General features: G+C 70.9%; 17 protein-coding genes and 1 riboswitch. Of the genes, 7 read left to right on the top strand and 10 right to left on the bottom strand.

The window, feature by feature from the left end; all coding sequences use genetic code 11:
• Positions 1-18: 18 nt before the first annotated feature.
• The 3 genes from PIQ37_RS06860 (at position 19) to PIQ37_RS06850 (ending at position 5,210) form a co-directional block, all read left to right on the top strand.
• Complete coding sequence (locus PIQ37_RS06860; RefSeq protein WP_209030847.1) at positions 19-696, top strand: response regulator transcription factor; 678 nt, start codon at positions 19-21, stop codon at positions 694-696.
• A gap of 17 nt (positions 697-713) precedes the next feature.
• Complete coding sequence (locus PIQ37_RS06855; RefSeq protein ID WP_407136747.1) at positions 714-2,090, top strand: ATP-binding protein; 1,377 nt, start codon at positions 714-716, stop codon at positions 2,088-2,090.
• Positions 2,091-2,204: 114 nt separating this feature from the next.
• Entirely contained in the window at positions 2,205-5,210 is a 3,006-nt protein-coding gene (locus PIQ37_RS06850) for a diguanylate cyclase (protein ID WP_342072880.1), read from the top strand.
• Between the two features lie 178 nt (positions 5,211-5,388).
• On the opposite strand, the gene leuB is transcribed toward PIQ37_RS06850, so the two are convergent.
• The 9 genes from leuB to ilvC form a co-directional block, all read right to left on the bottom strand.
• Complete coding sequence (gene leuB / locus PIQ37_RS06845) at positions 5,389-6,450, bottom strand: 3-isopropylmalate dehydrogenase (protein ID WP_342072879.1); 1,062 nt, start codon at positions 6,448-6,450, stop codon at positions 5,389-5,391.
• Positions 6,440-7,018, bottom strand: a complete 579-nt coding sequence (gene leuD / locus PIQ37_RS06840) for a 3-isopropylmalate dehydratase small subunit (protein WP_148828555.1) — start codon at positions 7,016-7,018, stop codon at positions 6,440-6,442. The genes leuB and leuD overlap by 11 nt, the downstream gene beginning before the upstream one ends.
• Positions 7,018-7,197, bottom strand: coding sequence for a hypothetical protein (locus PIQ37_RS06835; RefSeq protein WP_267092772.1), 180 nt, complete (start codon positions 7,195-7,197; stop codon positions 7,018-7,020). The genes leuD and PIQ37_RS06835 overlap by 1 nt, the downstream gene beginning before the upstream one ends.
• The gene (leuC, locus tag PIQ37_RS06830; RefSeq protein WP_017910522.1) at positions 7,197-8,612 is read right to left on the bottom strand and encodes a 3-isopropylmalate dehydratase large subunit; all 1,416 of its coding nucleotides are present in this window, start codon (positions 8,610-8,612) and stop codon (positions 7,197-7,199) included. The genes PIQ37_RS06835 and leuC overlap by 1 nt, the downstream gene beginning before the upstream one ends.
• A gap of 84 nt (positions 8,613-8,696) precedes the next feature.
• Positions 8,697-10,253: a 2-isopropylmalate synthase gene (locus PIQ37_RS06825; protein ID WP_342072878.1), complete on the bottom strand. Its 1,557-nt coding sequence runs from the start codon at positions 10,251-10,253 to the stop codon at positions 8,697-8,699.
• On the bottom strand, positions 10,250-11,356 hold the full coding sequence (locus PIQ37_RS06820; protein WP_342072877.1) for a threonine dehydratase: 1,107 nt from the start codon (positions 11,354-11,356) through the stop codon (positions 10,250-10,252). The genes PIQ37_RS06825 and PIQ37_RS06820 overlap by 4 nt, the downstream gene beginning before the upstream one ends.
• Before the next feature lie 195 nt (positions 11,357-11,551).
• Positions 11,552-11,800 (bottom strand): ACT domain-containing protein, encoded by a 249-nt coding sequence (locus tag PIQ37_RS06815; protein ID WP_010343388.1) that lies wholly within the window; start codon positions 11,798-11,800, stop codon positions 11,552-11,554.
• Positions 11,784-13,505, bottom strand: a complete 1,722-nt coding sequence (gene ilvG, locus PIQ37_RS06810) for an acetolactate synthase 2 catalytic subunit (protein WP_342072876.1) — start codon at positions 13,503-13,505, stop codon at positions 11,784-11,786. Before ilvG ends, PIQ37_RS06815 begins: the two co-directional genes overlap by 17 nt.
• Before the next feature lie 43 nt (positions 13,506-13,548).
• On the bottom strand, positions 13,549-14,556 hold the full coding sequence (gene ilvC / locus PIQ37_RS06805; RefSeq protein ID WP_010343386.1) for a ketol-acid reductoisomerase: 1,008 nt from the start codon (positions 14,554-14,556) through the stop codon (positions 13,549-13,551).
• Between the two features lie 490 nt (positions 14,557-15,046).
• Here ilvC and ggt point away from each other — a divergent pair, with 490 nt between their 5' ends.
• On the top strand, positions 15,047-16,768 hold the full coding sequence (ggt, locus tag PIQ37_RS06800; RefSeq protein WP_342072875.1) for a gamma-glutamyltransferase: 1,722 nt from the start codon (positions 15,047-15,049) through the stop codon (positions 16,766-16,768).
• Between the two features lie 22 nt (positions 16,769-16,790).
• On the opposite strand, the gene PIQ37_RS06795 is transcribed toward ggt, so the two are convergent.
• A complete protein-coding gene (locus tag PIQ37_RS06795; protein WP_342072874.1) occupies positions 16,791-18,362 on the bottom strand; it encodes a BCCT family transporter in 1,572 nt (523 codons plus the stop codon).
• A gap of 353 nt (positions 18,363-18,715) precedes the next feature.
• Between PIQ37_RS06795 and PIQ37_RS06790 the strand changes: the two genes are divergently transcribed.
• From PIQ37_RS06790 to PIQ37_RS06780, 3 genes are all read left to right on the top strand, one after another.
• Positions 18,716-20,572 carry a methyl-accepting chemotaxis protein gene (locus PIQ37_RS06790; protein WP_342072873.1) on the top strand — a complete coding sequence of 619 codons (1,857 nt, stop codon included), beginning with the start codon at positions 18,716-18,718 and terminating at the stop codon, positions 20,570-20,572.
• A gap of 212 nt (positions 20,573-20,784) precedes the next feature.
• A riboswitch (TPP riboswitch) is annotated at positions 20,785-20,885 on the top strand.
• 112 nt (positions 20,886-20,997) lie between these two features.
• Positions 20,998-22,875 (top strand): phosphomethylpyrimidine synthase ThiC, encoded by a 1,878-nt coding sequence (thiC, locus tag PIQ37_RS06785; RefSeq protein ID WP_342072872.1) that lies wholly within the window; start codon positions 20,998-21,000, stop codon positions 22,873-22,875.
• Positions 22,876-23,024: 149 nt separating this feature from the next.
• Entirely contained in the window at positions 23,025-23,690 is a 666-nt protein-coding gene (locus PIQ37_RS06780) for an ion channel (protein WP_342072871.1), read from the top strand.
• Positions 23,691-23,845 lie beyond the last annotated feature (155 nt).

Here is a 23,845-nt window from a genome sequence, read left to right as displayed (position 1 = left end):
GCCGCCCACACTGCGGCCATGCGCATCCTGCTGGTGGAAGACGACCTGTCGCTGGGAGAGGGCATCCGCACCGCCCTGCGCCGCGCCGCCTATTCGGTGGACTGGGTGCAGGACGGTGCCGCCGCGCTGGCCGCGATCGGCGATGGCGACATCGACCTGGTGCTGCTGGACCTGGGGCTGCCGCGGATGGACGGGCTGGAGGTGATCCGGCGCACCCGCCAGCTCGGCGCCGATGTGCCGATCCTGGTGCTCAGCGCGCGCGAGCGGCCAGCCGATCGCGCGCTGGGCCTGGACGTGGGCGCCGACGATTACCTGGGCAAGCCCTTCGACACCACCGAACTGCTGGCGCGCACGCGTGCGCTGCTGCGGCGCAGCGCCGGCCGCGCCACGCCGCAGTTGGAGATCGGCGCGCTGCACCTGGACCCGGAGCGCCTGGCGGTGCGCTGGCGCGGCCGTGCCCTGGACCTGACCCGGCGCGAGTTCGCCCTGCTGTGGCTGCTGGCCGAGCGCCACGGCCGCGCCATCGCCCGCGATTCGATCCAGCAGCGGCTGTACGGCTGGGACGAGGACGTGGCCAGCAACGCAGTGGACGTGCATGTGCACCAGTTGCGGCGCAAGCTCGATCCGGCGCTGATCCGCACCGTGCGCGGGGTCGGCTACGCGCTCGACACCCAGGCCGCGACGGCGGCGCCATGAGTTCGATGCGGCGACGCTTGCTGGGCGGCCTGCTCGGCGTGGTGGTGCCGGTATTCGCGCTGACCGCGCTGCTGAGCTACCGCGCTGGCCTGCAGGAGGCGGGCGAGATGTTCGACGCCAAGCTGGTGCAGTCCTCGCGCGTGTTGCTGAGCCTGGTCGACGAGCCGCTGGACGATCTGTCGCGGCTGGGCCCGGCCGGCGACGCCATCGTGATCCGCGGCTGGCATGGCCAGGCACAGGGCGTGGGCGAGGCGCTGGCGTTCCGCACCGGGCACGCCTACGAAAGCAAACTCGCGTTCCAGGTGCGCGACCGCAATGGCCATCTGCTGCTGCGCTCGGACAGCGGGCCGACCCGGCAACTGGCGCCGCTGCGCGCCGGCTTCGCCGACGTGACCCTGGACGGCGACCGCTGGCGCACCTTCAGCCTGCGCTCGCCGGGCGGGCGCTGGTTCCAGACCGGCGAACAGGCCGATATCCGCGAGGAACTGGCCGAGGACATCGCGCTGGGCACGGCCTTGCCGTTGCTGCTGGCCCTGCCGGTGCTGGTGGTGCTGGTGTGGCTGGTGGTGAGCTGGGCCAGCGGCGCCCTGAGCCGGGTGTCGCAGGCGATCGGCGAGCGCGACCCGCAGCGGCTGGAACCGCTGCCGCTGCAGGGCGTGCCGCGCGAGATCCTTGGCCTGGTCGCCGCGGTCAACGGGCTGATGCGGCGCCTGCAGACCGCGCTGGAGCGCGAACGCCGCTTCATCGCCGATGCCGCGCACGAACTGCGCACTCCCATCGCCGCGCTGAAGGTGCACGCCGACAACCTGCGCCAGGCCCGCGACGCCGACGAGCGCAGCGAATCGCAGCGGCACCTGGACGCCAGCGTGCGCCGGGTGGAGCGGCTGGTCGCGCAGTTGCTGACCCTGAGCCGGGTCGAGCCGGGCGCGGCCGCCGCGGCGCTGTCGCCGCTGGCGCTGGACGCGCTGGTGGCATTGCAGGTGGAGGAGGCGCGCGACCAGGCGGCGCGCCGCGGCCAGCACCTGCACCTGCGCCGCAACGACCCGGCACGGCTGCCGGCCAACGAGGCGGCGCTGTCGGCGCTGGTGCGCAACCTGATCGACAACGCGCTGCGCTATGCGCCGCCGCAGGGCCAGGTCGAGGTGGCGCTGTGCGCCGGCCGTGACGGCGTCTGCTTCAGCGTCGAGGATTCCGGCCCCGGCATCCCGGCCGAGGCGCGCGAGCGGGTGTTCGCGCGCTTCCACCGCGAGCTGGGCAGTGGCGTGGAAGGCAGCGGCCTGGGCATGGCGATCGTGCGCGAGGTGGTGACCGCGCACGGCGGCGAGGTGACCCTGGACGCCTCGCCGACCCTGGGTGGCCTGCGCGTCTGCGTGACCCTGCCGCTGCCCCCGTGAGCCAGGCATGGGCGTCAGGAACACCCTGACATCGGCGCCGAACAGGCAGTGATAGATTAGCCATCTGCCCACAGGGGGTACCCGCGCGCCGTTGCAGGTGTGATTCGGAAAGGGATGGAACAGGGGGATCGGCGTCACGATAGTCGCGACGGCGCGCACGCGCTGTGTCGCCGCCTGGGCGTGGTGATATGCCTGCTGCTGGCGCTGTGCTGCGCCAGTGCCGCCGCGCGCGCCGAACCGGCCGCGCCGCTGACCGAGCGCACGGTGCTAGACCGCCCGGTGATCGCGCGCTGGACCATGGAAGAGGGGCTGCCGCACAACCTGGTGCACGCGCTGGCCCAGGACCGCGACGGCATGATCTGGGTGGGAACCTGGGAAGGCGTGGCCCGCTTCGACGGCCGCGCCTTCACCGTCTTCGATCGCCAGAACACGCCGGGCATGGAGTTGTCGGGGGTGTTCGCGCTGCTCGCCGAAACCGATGGCGGCATGCTGGTCGGCACCGCCTACGACGGCGTGTTCCGCTACGCCGCCGGGCGCTGGGAGCACCTGGGCGATGCGCGCGCGCAGCGCCTGCGGGTCACCGCGATGCTGCGCGATGCCGACGGCGCGCTGTGGGTGGGCAGCGAGGATGGCCTGTTCCGGATCGAGGCCGACGGCCGCCTGGTCGATGTCGGCTCCGCCGCGGGGCTGCGCCGGACCCGCATCGCCGCGCTGCTGTGCTACCGCGATGCGGTGCTGGTGGGCACCTCGCAGGGGCTGTTCCGCCTGACCGCGCACGGTACGCAGGCGCAACGCTGGGGCACGGCGGCGATGCGCACCGCCTCGATCCGGCGGCTGAGCCCCGACCGTCACGGTGGCCTGCTGGTGGCCAGCGACGAGGGCGTGTTCTGGCTCGGCGGCAACGGCGAGCTGCAATGGCTGCGGCGTGGCCAGCGCGTCGATGCCGCACTGCAGGACCAGGACGGCCAGCTGTGGATGAGCCTGTCCAGCGGGCAACTGTTGCGGCGCACCGCCAACGGCGCCAGCGACGAAGTCCTGTCGATCTCCGGCGTGGTCAGCCCCGCGCTGATCGAGGACCACGAGGGCCTGGTGTGGGCCGGCAGCACCGACGGGCTGTTCCGTGTCGCCAAGGGCGACGCCGGCGGCCTGACCCGCCAGGACGGGCTCGGCAGCGACTACGTGCGCGTGGTCGAGCAGAACGCCGATGGCACGATCTGGATCGGCCATGCCGCCGGCCTGGACCGCTGGGAGGGCGGCCGCATCCGCGCGGTTCGGCTGAGCGAGCGGCCGGGCCGCGATCCGTCGGTGCTGGCGCTGGCCGCTGCCCGCGACGGCGGCATGTGGGTGGGCACCTACGACCAGGGCGTGCTGCTGCTGTCGGCCGACGGCGCGATCCGGCAACGCCTGGGCGTGGCCGCGGGCGTGCCGCGGACCATGGTGCGCGCGCTGCTGGCCGATGCCGACGGCGGCCTGTGGATCGGCGGCAACGAGGGGCTGCTGTACCGCAAGGGCGATCGCACGCGGGCCTACGGCAGCGCCGACGGTCTGCCCGGGCGGCAGGTGCAGGCGCTGTACCGCGACCGCGGCGGCGTGCTGTGGATCGGCACCAATCAGGGCATCGCCACGCTCGCGGGCAACGGCACGCTGCAGGCGCGGCCAAGCGGACACGGCTTCCCGGCACAGAACGCCTTCGACTTCCTCGAAGATGCCGACGGCACCCTGTGGGTCGCCAGCGACCGCGGCCTGCTGCGGCTGCGCGGCGGGCAGTGGCGCATCTACGACCACGGCGTCGGTCTGCCGCGCGACAAGCTGTTCCGGCTGCTCGACGACGGCAACGGCAACCTGTGGGCGAACAGCAATCGCGGCGTGCTGCGCATCGCGCGTGCGCGGCTGGCGGAGCTGGACGCGGGCCAACGCAGCACCCTGGCGGTGGACGTGGTCGATCGCAGCGACGGCATGCCCGGCGGGCAGGGCAACGGCAGCAGCGCACCGGCCGGCTGGCGCAGCCGCGACGGTGTGCTGCTGATCCCGACCTCGGCCGGGCTGGCGCTGATCGATCCGGCCCTGCCGAGCCGGCGCAACGTGCGTGCGCCGCCGCTGGTGATTTCGCATGTGCAGGTGGATGGCGTGGCGCAGCCGCTGCGTGGCGATTACCGCCTGCACGGCGGTGTCGCCCGGCTCGCGGTCGGCTATGCCGGGCTGAGCTTCCGCTCGCCGGACAAGGTGCGCTACCGCTACCGCCTGCAGGGATTCGACCGGCAGTGGGTCGACGCCGGCAGCAACGAGGAAGCCGTCTACACCAACCTGCCGTCGGGCAGCTATCGCCTGGACGTGCAGGCGATGACCAGTCCGCTGGACTGGTCGCGCAGCGAACGCATCGGCAGCGCCTCGCTGCAGCTGCAACTGGTGCCGCCGTTCTGGGAGCGCTGGCCGTTCGTGGTGCTGGCGGCGCTGTGCGCGACCGGCCTGATCCTGTGGTGGTACCGCGGCCGCAGCCATCGCTACCGGCGCCGCCAGCGCCGGCTCAACACCATCATCGCCGAGCGCACCCACGAGCTGAAGGCCAAGAACCTGGCGTTGAAGCTGGCCAACCTCGAACGCGAGGACCTGGTGCGCAAGCTCGCCTACCAGGCCGGGCACGATGCGCTGACCGGCCTGCCCAACCGGCGCACCGGCGATCCCTATCTCAACACGGCGCTGGAGCGGGCGCTGGGCACGCGCACGCCGTTGTGCGTGGCGCTGCTGGACATCGACCACTTCAAGAAAATCAACGACGCCTACGGCCACGAGATCGGCGACGAGGTGCTGCGCCGGGTCGGCGAGGCGCTGCGCGACAGCCTCGGCGAGCAGGCGTTCGCTGCGCGCCATGGCGGCGAGGAATTCCTGCTGGTGCTGCCCGGCCTGGACCAGGAGCCGGCGCGCGCGCGCCTGGACGCGCTGCGCCTGCGCGTGGCCGACCTGGTGCTGTACGCCGACGACGGTCGCGCGGTGCGCTTCACCGCCAGCATCGGCTTCGCCTGCCTGTCGCCGGCCCTGCGCACCCGCCGCGACCTGCTGGTGAAGGCCGACAAGCACCTGTACCAGGCCAAGCGCGAAGGCCGCGATCGGGTGGTCGGCTAGGCCGCTGCCGCACCGCGGACGCAGCGCGTCGGTGTCGCAGCGACGAAAGTTGTGTGGGAAGCGCGCGCACGCGCCAGGCAGGCGTCGCGAAGAGCGCGGGGCGTTCCAGGGTTGCGGTCCGCACCGCCGCATCGCTGCGGCGGGCGGGAGACGGCCGGCGCGGGCGCGCCGCCGCGGATCAGGCCTGCAGGCGCTGCAGTACCGCCTGCGTGGCGGCTTCGGTGGAGATGCCCTGGCCGGGCGCGGCGAGATCGGCGGTGAACGCCTGCGCGTCGAGCGCGGCATCCACCGCCTGCTCGATCGCCGCCGCCTCGGCTTCCAGGCCAAGCGAGTGGCGCAGCAGCAGCGCCGCGCTGAGGATGGTCGCGTAGGGGTTGGCGATGCCCTTGCCGGCGATGTCCGGTGCCGACCCGTGGATCGGCTCGTACAGGCCGATGCGGCCATCGCCCAGCGAGGCCGACGGCAGCAGGCCCAGCGAGCCGGCCAGCATCGAGGCTTCGTCGGTGAGGATGTCGCCGAACATGTTCTCGGTGACGATCACGTCGTACTCGCGCGGCTTGGCCAGCAGGTGCATGGCCATCGAATCGACCAACTGGTGTTCCAGGCGCACGTCCGGGAACTCCTCGCGGCCGATGCGGGCGGCGACGTCGCGCCACAGCCGCGAGGTTTCCAGCACGTTGGCCTTGTCCACCGACACCACGTGGTTGCGGCGCTGCCGTGCCAGACGGAACGCGCTGCGCAGCACCCGTTCGATTTCCGCGACGGTGTAGCGGCACAGGTCGCTGGCGTCGCTGGCGCTGCGGGTCTTGTCGCCGAAGTAGATGCCGCCGGTCAGTTCGCGCACCACCACGATGTCCACGCCCTGCAGCAGGTGCGGCTTGATCGGCGAGGCGTCCAGCGCCGCCGGGTGCGGCTTGACCGGGCGCAGGTTGGCGAACAGGCCCAGGCCGCGGCGGATCGCCAGCAGGCCCTGTTCGGGACGCACCTTGGCGTTGGGGTCGGACCACTTCGGCCCGCCGACCGCGCCCAGCAGCACCGCGTCGGCACCCTGGCAGGCGGTCAGCGTCGCCGCCGGCAGCGGCTCGCCGTGGCGGTCGATGGCGATGCCGCCGATGTCGTGTTCGTGGAACTGGAAGTCGTGGCCGTGGCGTGCGGCGACGGCGCGCAGCACCGCGACCGCGGCGGCGGCGACTTCCGGACCGATGCCGTCGCCGGGCAGGACGACGATGTCAGCGTGCATGGGTGGCCTCGTAGCGTTCGATGTCGGGTTGGCGCAGCAACAGGTAGCCCATCTCGTCCACGCCCTCGAGCAGGCAGGTCTGCGAGAACGCATCGAGCGGGAAGGCGTAGACGCGGCCGTCGGGCGTGCGCAGCTCGCGCGCGGCTACGTCCACGGTCAGTGCGTCGTCCGGGCGCTGCATCAGCGTCTGCACGTCGTCCTCGGCCAGCACGATCGGCAGCAGGCCGTTCTTGAGGCTGTTGTTGCGGAAGATGTCGGCGATCTCGCTGCTGACGATGGCGCGCAGGCCCAGGTCGGTCAGCGCCCACGGCGCATGCTCGCGCGAGGAGCCGCAGCCGAAGTTGCGCCCGGCCAGCAGGATCTGGCGGCCGGCGTTGTGCGCCTGGTTGAAGGCGAACTCCGGGTTCGGCGTGCCGTCGGCCTGCCAGCGCCAGTCGTTGAAGGCGTGGCGGCCGAGGCCGGCGCGTTCGGTGGTGGACAGGAACCGCGCCGGGATGATCTGGTCGGTGTCGATGTTGGTCTGGCGCAGCACCACGCTGCGCGAGGTGAGGGTGGCGAAGCCGGCCATCACGGGGTCTCCTGGGAAGCGGCGGAGTCGGGGGCGGGCGCCGCGGCGTCGGCCACCGGCGGCAGCGCCGCGGGCGGCACGTGCGGCGGCAGCAGCGGCTGGTGGCGGTGCGCGAAGGCGCGGGTGGTGGTGGCGACGAAGGTCAGCGTGGCCGCGAACGCGGCGATGTGCGGCGCCATCACGCGACCTCCGCGAACAGCGCGCGCGGATCGCTGACCTGGCCGTTGACCGCCGCCCAGGCCGCGGTCAGCGGCGAGGCCAGCAGGGTGCGCGACCCCGGGCCCTGGCGGCCTTCGAAATTGCGGTTGCTGGTGCTCACCGCCAGTTGCCCCGGCGCCACCAGGTCGCCGTTCATGGCGATGCACATCGAGCAGCCGGATTCGCGCCATTCCGCACCGGCCGCGCGCACCACCTCGTGGATACCCTCGGCCTCGGCCTGGCGCTTGACGATCTCCGAGCCCGGCACCACCAACATGCGCACGTGCGGCGCCACCTTGCGCCCGCGCAGCACCTGCGCCACCTCGCGCATGTCGCTGAGCCGGCCGTTGGTGCAGGAGCCGACGAACACCACGTCCACCGGCGTGCCGATCAGCGCGTGCCCGGCTTCCAGGTGCATGTAGTGCAGGCCCTTCTGCGCCGCCGGATCCTGCGCGGCCGGGATCGGCACGTCCACCGCGATCGCGGTGCCGGGGTGGGTGCCCCAGGTCAGGGTCGGACGGATGTCGCGCGCGTCGATGCGCACCTCGGCGTCGAAGCGCGCGCCGGGATCGCTGCGCAGCTGCGACCAGCGCTGCACGGCGGCGTCGAAGTCGGCGCCCTTGGGACCGCGCGGAGTGTTGGCGACCCAGTCGAAGGTGACCTGGTCCGGCGCGACCATGCCGGCGCGCGCGCCGGCCTCGATCGACATGTTGCACAGGGTCATGCGCTGCTCCATGTCCATCGCTTCGATGGTGGAGCCGCGGTATTCCAGCACGTGGCCGGTGCCGCCGTTGACCCCGATCACGCCGATGATGTGCAGGATCACGTCCTTGGCGCCGACGCCCGGCGCCAGCGGCCCGTCGACGGTGATCGCCATGGTCCTGGCCTTGCGCTGCAGCAGGCACTGCGTGGCCAGCACGTGGCCGACCTCGCTGGTGCCGATGCCGAACGCCAGCGCGCCGAACGCGCCGTGCGTGGAGGTGTGGCTGTCGCCGCAGACGATGGTCATGCCGGGCTGGGTGAAGCCCTGCTCCGGTGCGATCACGTGGACGATGCCGCGGTTGTCCGAGCCCATGTCGAACAGTTCGATGCCGTAGTCGGCGCAGTTGCGCGCGAGCATGTCCACCTGCGCCTCGGACGCCGGGGTGTAGTACGGCAGCTTGCCGTCGGCGCCGCGCGGCAGGGTCGGCGTGGAATGGTCCATCGTCGCCTTGGTGCGGTCGGGCCGGCGCGGCGCCAGGCCGCGCGTCTTGAGTTCGGTGAAGGCCTGCGGCGAGGTCACTTCGTGGATCAGGTGCAGGTCGATGTACAGCACCGCCGGGGCGGCGGCGCTTTCGGGGACGACGACGTGCGCGTCCCACAGCTTGTCGTACAGGGTGCGGGGAGTGGCGGACATTGCGGAACTACCTGGCAGGAAAGCTGGGCGGGGAAGGGGAGCGAAGGCGAGCGTGCACGAGGACGATGACCGCGCTGTGGCCGCTCAGGCCAGTGCGTCGGCCGCGGCCGGCGCGCCCTGGCGCTGGCGCAGCACGCGGTTGGCCACGTCCAGCCAGGCCAGCGCGCTGGCCTCGATGATGTCGCGGCTGGTGCCGGTGCCGTCGTACTCGACCTCGCCGTGGCGCACGCTGAGGTTGGCTTCGCCGCGCGCGTCGGCGCCGATGCCGACGCTGTGCACCTGGTAGCTGTCCAGCACCAACTGCACGCCGGTGGCGGCCGACAGTGCGGCGAACAGGGCGTCCACCGGGCCGTCGCCCTCGGCGCGCTCGCTGACCCGCTGGCCGTCCGGATCGGACAGCTCGACCTGCGCGCTGGCGCGCTGGCCGCGGTCGCTGACGGTCATCGACGACAGGCGGTAGCCCTGGCTCTCCGGCGCGTCCTGCATCATCGCCTGCAGGTCGGCGTCGTTGACCACGCGCTGCTGTTCGCACAGCGCCTTGAACGCGTCGAAGGCGATGTTCAGTTCGGCCTCGTCCAGCACGTAGCCCAGCGCACGCAGGCGCTGTTCGACTGCGGCGCGGCCGCTGTGGCGGCCCAGTACCATCTGCGAGGACTCCCAGCCCACGTCTTCCGGGCGCATGATCTCGTAGGTGCCGCGGTGGCGCAGCATGCCGTGCTGGTGGATGCCCGACTCGTGGGCGAAGGCGTTGCCGCCGACGATCGCCTTGTTGCGCTGCACCGGCATGCCGACCAGGCGCTGCAGCAACTGCGAGGTGGCGACGATGCGCGGGGTGTGGATCGCGGTGTCCAGTTCGTAGAACGCGTTGCGCACCTTCAGCGCCATCGCGATCTCTTCCAGCGCGCAGTTGCCGGCGCGCTCGCCGATGCCGTTGATGGCGCATTCCACCTGCCGCGCGCCGCCTTCCACCGCGGCCAGCGAGTTGGCCACGGCCAAACCCAGGTCGTTGTGGCAGTGCGCGCTGAACACCACGCGGTCGGCGCCGGGGACGCTGGCGATGATCCGCGCGAACATGCCGCGGATCTCTTCCGGGGTGGTGAAGCCGACCGTGTCGGGCAGGTTGATGGTGGTGGCGCCGGCGGCGATCGCCACCCTGGCGACCTCGGCCAGGAAATCCTCCTCGGTGCGGGTGGCGTCCTCGGCCGAGAACTCCACGTCGTCCACGTACTGGCGCGCCAGCGCGACGTGCTTGCGGACCGACTCCAGCACCTGCTCGCGGGTCATGCGCAGCTTGTGCTCGCGGTGCAGCGGGCTGGTCGACAGGAACACGTGCAGGCGCGGATTGGCCGCCGCTTCCAGCGCCCGCGCCGAGGTCTCGATGTCGGCGGCCAGGCAGCGCGACAGCACCGCCAGGGTCGGGCCGCGCACTTCGCGGCCGATCAGCGCCATCGCCTCGCGGTCGGACTGCGAGCTGGCCGGGAAGCCGGTCTCGATGATGTCCACGCCCAGCTCGGCCAGGGCGCGCGCCATCACCAGCTTCTGCGGCGGGGTCATGCTGCAGCCGGGGGATTGCTCGCCGTCGCGCAGGGTGGTGTCGAAAATGCGGATGCGGGGGGTCTGGGAAGAAACGGAAGTGTTCACCAGATGGGTTCCTCTACGGCGGCGTTGGCTTGCGGATGGGGATGCGGGGAGGCGGCGATGCGGGCAGGAGCGGGCGGGGCGGGACGTTGGCTGCGAAGTCGCTCGGCGCTGCGGCGGCGCGGCTTGCGCGGCGGGCGCGGGCGCACCTCCGACAGCAGCGTCGCCAGCACGCCGGCGTCGATGTTGCCGCCGGACACCACCGCGCATTTGCGCTTGCCGGCGACGCGGCGCCCGGCCGCCAGGGCCAGCGCGCCGGCGCCCTCGGCGATGACGTGCTCCTCCAGCGCCAGGCGGACCAGCGTTTCGCGCAGTTCCGCCTCGCGCACGATCACCACGTCGTCGAGCAGGCTGGCGCACAGCCGGCGGGTGATGAACCCGGGGATTTTAACCTTGACGCCGTCGGCCAGGGTGGGCACCGGATCCACGGCGCGGACGTCGCCGCGGATCGCCCGCGCCATCGAGTCCACGCCCTCGACCTGCGCGCCGACCACGCGCACGCCCTGCGAGCGCAGCGCCAGGGCCACGCCCGACGCCAGGCCGCCGCCGCCGATCGGCACGATCACCACGTCCGGGGCGTGCGCGGCCAGCTCGATGCCGACCGTGCCCTGGCCGGCGATCACGTCCGGGTCGTCGAAGGCGGATAGGAAGCGGTAGCCGTTCTGCTCGGCCAGTTCGCGGGCGAAGGCGAAGGCCTCGTCGTAACTGTTGCCGTGCTGGCGCACGGTGGCGCCCCAGTGGGCGACGCCGGCGATCTTGGTCTGCGGCGCGCCATGCGGCATCACCGTGATCGCCTGCACGCCCAGGCGGTGCGCGGCCCAGGCCACGCCCTGCGCGTGGTTGCCGGCGGAGGCGCAGATCACCGCGCGCTCGTCGCCGCGTTCCAGCCCGGCCAGCAGCGCATTGAGCGCGCCGCGGACCTTGTAGGAGCCGGTGCGCTGCAGGTTTTCCAGTTTCAGCCAGACACCGAAGCGCTCGGCGTAATGCACCGGCGTCGGCGACAGATAGCGGCGCAGCCGCGCCTGCGCGGCCAGGACGTCGGCCACGCTGACCGCGACGTGGCCTACGTCCGGCTCCTGCGGGGCGGGGCGGCCGGCATCAGACATGGTGGCGCCGGGAGTCGGGATTCGGGAGTGGGGATTCGCAGCGGGAATCCGGGGGGGCGACGCGAAGAAGCGACCTCCGTGGAAGAAGATGCCTCCGCATGGCGGTACGGCGCTGGCGCGGCAGGACCGCCATGCACGCCGGGACGTTGGGATGCGCGCCCAATCCCGACTCCCCAATCCCCAATCCCGGCGCCATCACGCCACCCCATCCAGCGCGGTCACGCGCACCGATTCGCAGTCGTAGACCTTCTCCATCTGCAGGCGCAGGGTCTCGCCGGGACGGTTGCCGTCCACCACCAGCTGCAGGTGCCAGCGGCCGGCGTCCTCGGCCACCGGCGCGCCGCTGATCGAGATCGGCGCGAAGCCGCGGCGTTCGGCCATGCCGATCGCGCGCAGCAGGGCGCCGTCGATCGGTTTCAGCACCAGGTCAAGCTGGTAACGCATGTGTCGTCTCCTGGCGCTGGGCAGCGGGATTGCTTTCCAGCATGGTGCTGTTGGCGGTATTCGGCGGCACCAGCGGCCACACGTTGGCGCGTGCGTCGATGGCCACGTGCAGCAGCGCCGGGCCCGGCTGCGCCAACAATTCCGCCAGCGCGTCCTCGACCTGGCCGCGCGCGGTGATGCGCTTGGCCGGGATGCCGAAGACCTGCGCCAGCGCGGCGAAATCCGGGTTGTCCGACAGGTCGATCTCGCTGTAGCGCTCGGCGAAGAACAGTTCCTGCCATTGCCGCACCATGCCCAGCGAGCTGTTGTCCAGCAGCACGATCTTCACCGGCAGCTTGCAGCGGGCGATGGTGACCAGCTCCTGCACGTTCATCATGAAACTGCCGTCGCCGCTGACCAGCACCACGGTGCGGTCCGGGCAGGCGAACTGCGCGCCCATCGCCGCCGGCAGGCCGAAGCCCATGGTGCCCAGCGCGCCGCTGGTCAGGTGGTTGCGCGGGTGGTTGAAGCGGCAGTGCTGGGCGACCCACATCTGGTGCTGGCCGACGTCGCAGGCGATCACGGTGTCGGCCGGGGCCAGTTCGCTCAGCCGCTTCAGCAGGCCCGGCGCATAGATGTCCTGCCCGGGTGCGTCGTAGCGCGCGCCGAACTTCTCGCGGTGGCCGACGCAGCGCGCGTGCCAGGCCTCGCAGGTGCTGGTCGCCGCGGACAGCGCACGCAGCGCCTGCGCCACGTCGCCGGGCACGGCGATGTCGGCCTGGCGCAGCTTGGAGATCTCGCAGGCGTCGGCGTCCAGGTGGATGACCCGCGCGAACGGCGCGAACTCGGCCAGCTTGCCGGTGGCGCGGTCGTCGAAGCGCGCGCCGACCACGATCAGCAGGTCCGACTCCTGCACTGCCATGTTGGCGGCGCGGGTGCCGTGCATGCCGAGCATGCCCAGATAATGCGGATGCGCGTGCGGCAGCGCGCCCAGGCCGCGCAGGGTCAGCACGGTGGGGATGCGGGTGGCGTCGACGAACGCGCGGAACGCGTCCACCGCATCGCCCAGGGCGATGCCGCCGCCGCCGTAGATCACCGGCTTCTCGGCGCCGGCGATCGCCGCCAGCGCCTCGGCCAGCACCGCGTCCTGCGGCGCCGACGGTGTCGGCACCGCCGCCGGCACGTGCGCGGGCAGATGCGTGGCATCGGCCAGCTGCACGTCCTTGGGCAGGTCGATCAGCACCGGACCCGGGCGGCCTTCGCGGGCGATGCGGAACGCGTCGCGCAGCACCTGCGGCAGGTCGTCCACGTGCCGCACCAGGAAGCTGTGCTTGACGATCGGCAGGGTCAGCCCGAACACGTCCAGTTCCTGGAACGCGTCGGTGCCCAGCAGCGGCGTGGCGACCTGCCCGGTCAGGCAGATCATCGGCACCGAGTCGAGCATCGCATCGGCGATACCGGTGACCAGGTTGGACGCGCCCGGACCGGACGTGGCGACGCACACGCCGACCCGCCCGCTGGCGCGGGCGTAGCCGTTGGCGGCCAGCGCCGCGCCCTGCTCGTGGCGGACCAGGATGTGCTTGAGCTGGCTGTCTACCAGCGCGTCGTAGAACGGCATGATGGTGCCGCCCGGATAGCCGAACAGCGTGTCCACGCCTTCGGCTTCCAGGGCCTGCGTCAGCCAGCGCGCGCCGTTGCGGGGCGTGCCGTGAGCGGAGGAGTTCATACGGTGGCGACCTTTCGGTGGAAGCGGGTGGGGGAGCCGCGGATTACGCGGCCTTGGTGCCGCCGGCGGCCGGTGCGGCAGCGGCGTCGCCGTTGAGCCACACCATCTTGGCGCGCAGCTGCTTGCCGACTGTTTCGATGGGGTGGTCCAGATCGGCCTGCTTGAACTTCTTGTAGTTCGGCAGGCCGGCGTCGTATTCGGCCACCCAGTTCTTGGTGAAGGTGCCGTTCTGGATGTCGGTCAGCACGTCGCGCATGCGCTCCTTGGTCGCCGCGTCGATCACCCGCGGGCCGCTGACGTAGTCGCCGTACTGCGCGGTCTCGGAGACGAACTCGAGCATGCGGGTGATGCCGCCTTCGTAGAACAGGTCGACGATCAGCTTCAGTTCGTGCAGCACTTCGTAGTAGGCGATTTCCGGCTGATAACCGGCTTCCACCAGCACTTCGAAGCCGGCCTGCACCAGCGACGAGGCGCCGCCGCACAGCACCGCCTGCTCGCCGAACAGGTCGGTCTCGGTCTCTTCCTTGAAGGTGGTCTTGATCAGGTTGGCGCGCGCACCGCCCAGGCCGGCGGCGTACTCCAGCGCGAACTGCTCGGCCTTGCCGCTCTTGTCCTGGTACACCGCCCAGATGCACGGCACGCCGCGGCCGATCTCGTACTCGCGACGCACCAGCGCGCCCGGGCCCTTCGGCGCGACCAGCACCACGTCCAGGTCGGCGCGCGGCTTGATCATGTCGAAGTGCACGTTCAGGCCGTGCGCGAACAGCAGGCACGCGCCCTGCTTCATGTTGGGCGCCAGCACTTCTTCGTACAGCTTCTTCTGCACCATGTCCGGGGTCAGCACCGCGACCAGGTCGGCGTCCTTCACCGCCTCGGCGGGGCTCTTCACCACGAAGCCGTCGGCCTGCGCCTTGGCTTCGGTCGGGCCGCCGGCACGCAGGCCGATGGTGACGTCGAAGCCGGACTCGCGCAGGTTCAGCGCGTGCGCGCGGCCCTGGCTGCCGTAACCGACGATGGCGATCTTGGTGGTGGGCTGGGCGGAACTGGTCATGGGGCGGATGTCCTTGAACGGTGTTGGAGTGGAGAGGGGTCTTGCATTCGTGGTCACTGAAACGAAAAACCCCGCGCCGTTGCCGGTGCGGGGTCTGATCGAATCCTGGCTGCTTGTCGCTTACACGCCGGTTCGTCCCGCACTTGTGGGCGAGGTAATAAGCACGAGTACGAGGAGCGACGCAGCAGCGTCCGCGCGCAACGCGGCGGGCTGGCGGGTCGACTTCGGGCGGGTGTGGCGCTGCAACATGCAGCGAGATAACCATGGGCTTTGCGCGACTGTCAACTGTGTTGCGGGCCTCCGCGGGCGAATGTGCCGAAAGCCGCGCCAGCGCTGCATGGTTACGCATGAAACGGAGGTGGCGCAGGCGGCGAATGGGGCCAATTGCGCGGAAATCCGGCCTTTGCGATGGCGCGATGTGAGCGCCTGCGCGGCGGCATCTGCCGCACTCGGGTACGGTGGGCGTCCCCTGTTCTCCGGAGAGCCGCGCATGTCCGTTCCGCTTCCTTCCCTGGCGCGCCTGGCGCTCGCGCTGGCACTGGCGACGTCGGTGCCGGCGCAGGCCGCCGACCGCATCACCGGCCAGCCGTTCGCGACCCGCTCGGAAGTGATCGCCCCGCACGCCATGGCCGCCACCTCGCAGCCGCTGGCCACGCAGATCGCATTGGAAACCATGCGCGAGGGCGGCTCGGCGGTGGATGCGGCGATCGCCGCCAACGCCGCGCTGGGGCTGATGGAGCCGACCGGCAACGGCGTCGGCGGCGACCTGTTCGCCATCGTCTGGGATCCGAAGACGCAGAAGCTGTACGGCTACAACGGCTCCGGCCGCTCGCCGAAGGCGCTGACCCTGGCCGAGTTCCAGCGCCGCGGGTTGAAGGAGATCCCGGCCACCGGTCCGCTGCCGGTCTCGGTGCCCGGTGCGGTCGACGGCTGGTTCGCGCTGCACGAACGTTTCGGGCGCAGGACCATGGCGCAGAACCTGGCGCCGGCGATCCGCTACGCCCGCGACGGCCATCCGGTAGCCGAGACCATCGCCTACTACTGGGACCGCTCGGTGCCGCGGCTGTCGCAGTACCCCGGCTTCAAGGAGCAGTTCACCATCGACGGCCGCGCCCCGCGCAAGGGCGAGCTGTGGAAGAACCCGAACCTGGCCAACACCCTGCAGCAGATCGCCGACGGCGGCCGCGATGCGTTCTACAAGGGCTCGATCGCGCGCACCGTCGATGCCTACTTCAAGGCCAACGGCGGCTTCCTGCGCTACGAGGATCTGGCCAGCCACCACGGCGAATGGGTCGAGCCGGTGTCCACCAACTACCGCGGCTACGACGTGTGGGAACTGCCGCCCAACAGCCAGGGCATCGCCGCGCTGCAGATGCTCAACATCCTGGAAGGCTACGACTTCTCGAAGATTCCGTTCGGCTCGGCCGAGCACGTGCATCTGTTCACCGAAGCGAAGAAGCTGGCCTTCGCCGATCGTGCGCGCTTCTACGCCGACCCGGCATTCCAGCCGGCGCCGCTGGCGCGGCTGATCTCCAAGGACTACGCCGCGCAGCGGCGCGCGCTGATCTCGATGGACCGCGCGCTCAAGGAAGTGCAGCCGGGCACGCCGAAGCAGTTGGAAGAGGGCGACACGATTTACCTGACCGTCGCCGATGCCGACGGCATGATGGTGTCGCTGATCCAGTCCAACTACCGCGGCATGGGCAGCGGCATGGCCCCGCCGGGGCTGGGCTTCATCCTGCAGGACCGCGGCGAGATGTTCGTGCTGCAGAAGGACCACCCCAACGGCTATGCGCCGGGCAAGCGTCCGTTCCAGACGATCATCCCCGCGTTCGTGACCAAGGACGGCAAGCCATGGTTGAGCTTCGGCGTGATGGGCGGGGCGATGCAGCCGCAGGGCCACGTGCAGATCCTGATGAACCTGATCGACTTCCACATGAACCTGCAGGAGGCCGGCGACGCGCCGCGCATCCAGCACGACGGCTCCACCGAGCCGACCGGGCAGGCCACGGCGATGCGCGACGGCGGCGAACTGAACCTGGAAACCGGCTTCGCCTACGACACCATCCGCGAACTGATGCGCAAGGGCCATCGGGTGATCTTCGCCGACGGGCCGTACGGCGGTTACCAGGCGATCGCGCGCGATCCGGACAGCGGCGTGTACTACGGCGCCTCGGAAAGCCGCAAGGACGGGCAGGCCGCCGGTTACTGAGGTACGCCGCGCGCGGGGGCGTTCATTCCTGTGCGCGGGGCGCCGCCGCGTCTGCGTCGTCCCGCGCCGCCTGTTCGCGCGCGATCCAGGCCTCGATCATGTGCCGGGCGCGTTGCGCCTGGCGGCGTTGGCGGTTGGACTCGGCATCGAGCACGCGGTACAGCGACACGATCACCAGCACCATCAGCAAGGCGAACGGCAGCGCCGCGATGGTGATCACGCCCTGCAGCGCATCCAGGCCGCCGGCCAGCAACAGCACCGCGGCGATCAGCGCCACCGCCACGCCCCACACCAGCTTGCGCGCCAGCGGCGGGTCGCCGGCCTCGTCGGTGGACATGCTGGCCAGCACCAGCACCGCCGAATCGGCGGAACTGACGAAGAAGATCAGCAGCAGCAACAACGCCACGCTCGACAGCAGCAGCGACCCCGGCAGGCTGTCGAACAGGGTGAACAGCACCGTCTCGTAGCCGTTGTGCAGGGCCTGCAGCATGTCGACATGGCCGAACAGCTGCGACCACAGCGCGGTGCCGCCGAACACCGAGAACCACAGGAAGCCGAGCAGGGTCGGCGCCAGCACCACGCCGACGACGAATTCGCGCACGCTGCGGCCGCGCGAGACGCGGGCGATGAACGCGCCGACGAACGGCGCCCAGGCGATCCACCAGGCCCAGTAGAAGATGGTCCAGTCGGCCACCCAGCGGTCGCCGGAGAACGGCGACATGCGCAGGCTCATCGTCACCAACTGATTGAGGTAGGCGCCCAGCGTGGTGGTGAAGGTGTCGAAGATGAAGCCGGTGGGGCCGAGCACCAGCACCGCGGCCAGCAGCAGCGCGGCCAGCGCCAGGTTGATGTTGGACAGCCACTTGATGCCGCGTTCCACGCCGGTGCTGGTGGACACCATGTACAGCACGAAGGCCACGGCGATCACCGTCAGCTGCAACGGCACTCCGGCGTGCACGCCGAACACGCGCTGCACGCCGGCGGCGATCTGGATGGTGCCGAAGCCCAGCGTGGTCGCCACGCCGACCGCGGTGGCGACCACCGCAGCGATGTTCACGCTCTGCCCGATCCAGCCGCGGTGATGGCGGCCGATGACCGGCTGCAGGATGTCGCTGATCAGCCCGCGGCCGTTGCGGTTGTACTGGAACCAGGCCATCGCCAGGCCGATCAGCGCATACACCGCCCAGGGATGCAGGCCCCAGTGGAAGAAGGCGTAGCGCATCGACGCGCGTGCCGCCTGCATGCTCTCCGGCGCCAGCCCTTCCGGCGGCTTGAGGAAATGCGAGATCGGCTCGGCCGCACCCCAGAACACCAGGCCGATCCCCATGCCGGCGGCGAACAACATCGACAGCCAACTCCCGCGCGAGAAATCCGGCTCGGCGTCTTCGCCGCCGATGCGCAGGTTGCCGAAGCGGCCGAACGCCAGGTACAGCAGGAAGCTCAGGGTCAGGAACACGATCAGCAGGTACAGCCAGCCGGCGCTGCGGATCACGTCGGTCAGCGCGGTCTGCACCACGCCATTGAAGGGGCCGGGGGCAACGCCGGCGATCAGGACCAGCAGCGCCACCAAGGCGATGGAAATGCGGAACACCATGGTGGAGCGTCTCCAGTCGTGGAACGGATGCGGCGCCGCCGCTGGCGACACGCACGCAGGGCAAGCGGCGGGGAGACAGCGCGCCGCACCGGCGCCGGGTGCCGGCGCCGTCGCCTGGCGCATCGCGCTGTCACTGCGAGGCGAGGGCGCGCCACACCGTGCGCTTGGCGCCCAGGACCGGGTCGGTCGGGCTGCAAGGCAAGCATCTTCGCGAAGACGACGTCATCGCCGCGTCGTGGCCGTGTCGGTCGAGGTACGCCGCCGGGCATGATGGTGATCCCGGTTGCGGCGTCCGTCGCTGCGAGGGCGCGGCGGGAGCCGATACCATGGCCGCAGCACCGAGGGAGACGCCGATGGCCTTGTTCTCACGCAGTCCCGATGCCGACGCCGCGCCCGTTGCCGGTTTGCCGGATGCGCCGATCGCCCTGTTGCGGCTGGAGTCCGATGGTCGCGTGAGCGCCGCCAACCGCGCCGCCCTGGACCTGCTGGGGATGCCGGCCGAGACCTTGCTCGGCGCCACCAGCGAGGCGATCTGGGGCCTGCCGCTGACCGCCCTGGTGGACGCCGAAGGCAGTTGGCAGGCACCGGGAGCCGATCCCACGCGCCGCGTGCGCTACCAGCGCGACCGCGACCGTGGTGGCCAGGGCTGGCTGCTGTCGCTGCCGCATCCGGAAACCGCGGCCCTGTTGCGCGACGTCGCCATGCTCGGTGCCGGCCAGGCACAGGGCGCGATCAGCCCGGCGCTGCAGGCGGTGGCGCAGCGGATCCAGGAGGGCGTGGCGGCGCAGGCGCTGCTCGATCGGGTCGGCGAGCGGCTGACCGGCTGCGATCTGGATCTGGGGCTGCACACGCCGCTGTCGGCGCAGGAGGCCGAGGCGATGCCGGGGCGGCGCCTGTCGGCCGGTTTCGGCAACCTGGCCGAGGCGATCCGCCAGGCGGTGGCGCTGTCGCTGCAGATCGCCGCCGACGTGCCGCACGTGGTCGCCGAGAACGACGAACTGGCGCGGCAATCGCAGACCCAACTGGATGCCTTGCAGACGGTGCTCGCCACCACCCGGCAATTGCTGCAGAGCCTACACGAGATGGACCGCGACCTGCGCGCGGTGATCGCGGTGGCGGCCAGCGCAGACGACAGCGCCCGCCAGGGTGTGGAGGCGGCGCGCATCCTCGGCCAGGCGATGCAGGAGGTGGCGCGGCGTTCGGCGCGCGCCAACCAGGTCATCGAGGTGATTGATGCGGTCGCGTTCCAGACCAATATTCTCTCGATCAACGCCAGCATCGAGGCGGTGCACGCCGGCCCGGCCGGGCGCGGTTTCGCGGTGGTCGCCACCGAAATCCGGCAACTCGCCGAACGCGCCGCCACCGCGGCACGCGACGTGCGCAGCATCATCGGCGAGACCGGCGCCGCCCTGCAGGACAGTGCGGCCTCGGCGCAGCGCACCGAGCAGGTGCTGGGCGGCATCGGCGAATTGCTCGGTCGCGCCAGTGCGGCGATGGAGGCGGTGGCCGGCCGCATCGCCACGCAGAGCGGGGAGATCGGCGGCATCGACCGTGCCATCGAGCACGTGGTTGGGCTCAGCCGCAGCAATCTGCAGCACGCCGCGCAGGTGGTGCAGCGCAGCGCCGACCTGGCCGCGGGCAGCGATACCCTGCACGACTGCGTGAACCTGTTCCGCCTGCCCGCCGATCCGATGCGCCAGCCACGGCATGCGCGCGTGCGCGATCTGGCCCAGGCCGCTGCCGTCAGCGTCGGCCAGGCCTTCGAGGCAGCGCTGCTACGCGGGCGCATCGGCGAGGAGGCGCTGTTCTCCACCGAGTACGTGCCGATCCCCGGCATCGACCCGCCCAAGTACCGCACCGCGTTCGATGCGCTGTGCGACGAACTGTTGCCGCCGCTGCAGGAGCCGCTGCTGGCCGCGCATCCGTGGATCGTGTTCGCGATCTGCGCGAACGTCGACGGTTACGTGCCGACCCACAATCTGCGCTTCAGCCAGCCGCTCAGTGGCGACCGCGCGCGCGACCTGGTCGGCAACCGCAGCAAGCGCATCTTCGCCGACCGGGTCGGCCGCAATGTCGGCCGCCACACCGAGCCCTATCTGCTGCAGGTGTATCGGCGCGATACCGGCCAGATCCTGTTCGACCTGTCGGTGCCGGTGCACGTCCGCGGGCGCCACTGGGGCGGCCTGCGCGTGGCCTACATGCTGGAATGAGCCGACGCACGCGCGGGCAAAAAAATGCCGCCGGCAGTGCCGGCGGCGATGAGAGAGAGCTCTGATTCTTGTGCGCGCAGGCTAGGCCGGCCACGTGGCCGCGGTTTGTCGCCGGCGCCGCCGCGTGTGGCGGTGCTGACACATGCGCGCGGCGGCTGTGCCGGCGTTCAGCCGCAGCGGTTGGCGGCGAGTGGCGGAAACGGGTCTAATAGCCGCAGAAGCGGGGGTACCGCCGGCGCAGGCCGCGGTTGAGACAGTCCCTTCGAACCTGATCCGGTTGATACCGGCGTAGGGAAGCTTCGCAAGTCCGCTGCGGGGCACGTGCGCGTCCGTGGCGGGCCCGCGCCGCCGCTTCGTCCGAGATGCGAGTCCGCTCGCACCCGTCCCGCTTCCCCTGCGGGTCACTTGAACCAGGACGAACGCCGATGAACGCCGTACCCAATCCGCTGCAGCAGCAGACCGACACCTTGTCCGCGGCGGTGACCCGCCCGATCCCCGGTTCGCGCAAGATCTTCGTGCAGGGCTCGCGCGCCGATCTGCAGGTGCCGATGCGCGAGATCGCGCTGACCCGCACGCCCACCGTGTTCGGCGGCGAGGAAAATGCCCCGATCAGCGTCTACGACACGTCCGGGCCGTACACCGACCCGCAGGCGCGGATCGATCTCGGCGCCGGCCTGGTGCCGCTGCGCGCCGCCTGGATCGCCGAGCGCGGCGACAGCGTGGCGCTGGCCGGGCTCAGTTCGCAGTTCGGGCGTGCGCGCGAGGACGATGCGCGCCTGCAGGCGGTGCGCTTCCCGGCGCGGCGTCTGCCGCGACGCGCCCGCGACGGCGCCAACGTCACCCAGATGCATTACGCACGGCGCGGCATCGTCACCCCGGAAATGGAGTTCGTGGCGATCCGCGAGAACCAGCGCCTGCAGGACCTGCGCGATGCGCAACTGCGCGCGCAACATCCCGGCGAAGCGTTCGGTGCCGCCATCCCGCAGCAGATCACGCCCGAGTTCGTGCGCGACGAGATCGCCCGCGGCCGCGCCATCCTGCCGTGCAACATCAACCATCCGGAAAGCGAGCCGATGATCATCGGCCGCAACTTCCTGACCAAGATCAACGCCAACATCGGCAACAGCGCGGTCAGCTCCGGCATCGCCGAGGAAGTGGAGAAGCTGGTGTGGGCGATCCGCTGGGGCGGGGACACGGTGATGGACCTGTCCACCGGCAAGCACATCCACGAGACCCGCGAATGGATCGTGCGCAACTCGCCGGTGCCGATCGGCACCGTGCCGATCTACCAGGCGCTGGAGAAGGTGGATGGCCGCGCCGAGGAACTGACCTGGGAGATATTCCGCGACACCCTGATCGAGCAGGCCGAACAGGGCGTGGACTACTTCACGATCCACGCCGGCGTGCTGCTGCGCTACGTGCCGCTGACCGCCAAGCGCGTCACCGGCATCGTCTCGCGGGGCGGCTCGATCCTGGCCAAGTGGTGCCTGGCGCATCATCGCGAGAACTTCCTCTACACCCACTTCGAGGACATCTGCGAGATCATGAAGGCCTACGACGTGGCCTTTTCGCTGGGCGACGGCTTGCGCCCGGGCTGCATCGCCGACGCCAACGACGCCGCCCAGTTCGGCGAACTGGAAACGCTGGGCGAGTTGACCAAGGTCGCCTGGAAGCACGACGTGCAGACCATGATCGAGGGCCCCGGCCACGTGCCGATGCAGTTGATCAAGGAGAACATGGACAAGCAGCTGCGCGAGTGCGGCGAGGCGCCGTTCTACACGCTGGGGCCGCTGACCACCGACATCGCGCCCGGCTACGACCACATCACCTCGGCGATCGGCGCGGCGATGATCGGCTGGTTCGGCACCGCGATGCTGTGCTACGTCACGCCGAAGGAGCATCTGGGCCTGCCCAACCGCGCCGACGTGCGCGACGGCATCATGGCCTACAAGATCGCCGCGCACGCCGCGGACCTGGCCAAGGGCCACCCCGGCGCGCAGGTGCGCGACAACGCCTTGTCCAAGGCGCGTTTCGAGTTCCGCTGGGACGACCAGTTCCATCTCGGCCTGGATCCGGAGAAGGCGCGCGAGTTCCACGACGAGACCTTGCCCAAGGACGCGCACAAGCTGGCGCATTTCTGTTCGATGTGCGGACCGCACTTCTGTTCGATGAAGATCACCCAGGACGTGCGCGACTACGCCGCCGAACACGGGGTCGACGCGGAAGCGGCGCTGCAGGCCGGCATGGCCGAGAAGTCGGCGCAGTTCCTGGCGGCTGGCGCGCAGGTGTACCGCGCCGAGTGAGCGCACGGCGGTCGGCGCCGCAGGGCGCCGCCGCCGCTGCCGACATGAACCTGGCTGTGCGTGGGGGTGCGGTGTGCGCCGCGATCATGACGACGGCGTCATCCACGCGCGCGTCTATGATGCGCGCTGGTCGCCACAGGGAATGTCTCATGCTGCGCTATGCGTTCGCGCTGCGTCGCCATCCGTCCGCGCTGTTGCTCGCGGTGCAACTGCTGGGCGTGCTGTTGTATCCCTGGATGGAGGACACCGCGGCCGGGCGCGCGCTGTTCGGCGCGTTCGGCATCGTGGTGCTGGCGCTGGCCTTGTGGGTGGTCAACCGCGGACCCTCGGCGCTATGGATCGCCTGTTGCCTGGCGCTGCCGTCGGTGGCGCTGTCGATCGCCGCGGCGCTGCTCGGCAATCCGGCGATGACCGCCTGGGCGCAACTGCTGGAGAGCCTGCTGTACTTCTATACCGCCGGCAGCCTGATCGCCTACATGCTGCAGGACCACGTGGTCACCCGCGACGAACTCTATGCGGCCGGCGCCACCTTCACGCTGCTGGCCTGGGCCTTCGCGTTCGTCTTCGCGGTCTGCCAGCAATGGCTGCCGGGCAGCTTCACCGCGGCCGTGGACGCGGCCTCGCCGCGGACCTGGATGGAATTGCTGTATCTGAGCTTCAGCGTGCTTTCTGGTGTGGGCCTGAGCGACGTCGTGCCGGTGCAGCCGCTCGCCCGCGCGCTGGTGATGATCGAACAGTTCGCCGGCGTGATGTACATCGCCTTGGTGGTGTCGCGACTGATTGGGCTCAGCGTCACACGCCAGATGAAGACGTGAACGTGGCGTAAAAAAAGCGCGCCCAGGGGCGCGCAGTCATGGAGCGATTATGTGAATTTCGTCGGCGGAGAGAGAGCCTGAATGCGTCGTCGCGGTTGGCGGCGGCGATGACTAGAGTAGAATTCAGTGACAAGCCGCGCTTGGCGGCATCCGCT

This window comes from Xanthomonas protegens, from assembly GCF_038442435.1.
Classification (GTDB): domain Bacteria; phylum Pseudomonadota; class Gammaproteobacteria; order Xanthomonadales; family Xanthomonadaceae; genus Xanthomonas_A; species Xanthomonas_A sontii.
This window is presented reverse-complemented; position numbering and strand designations above follow the sequence as displayed.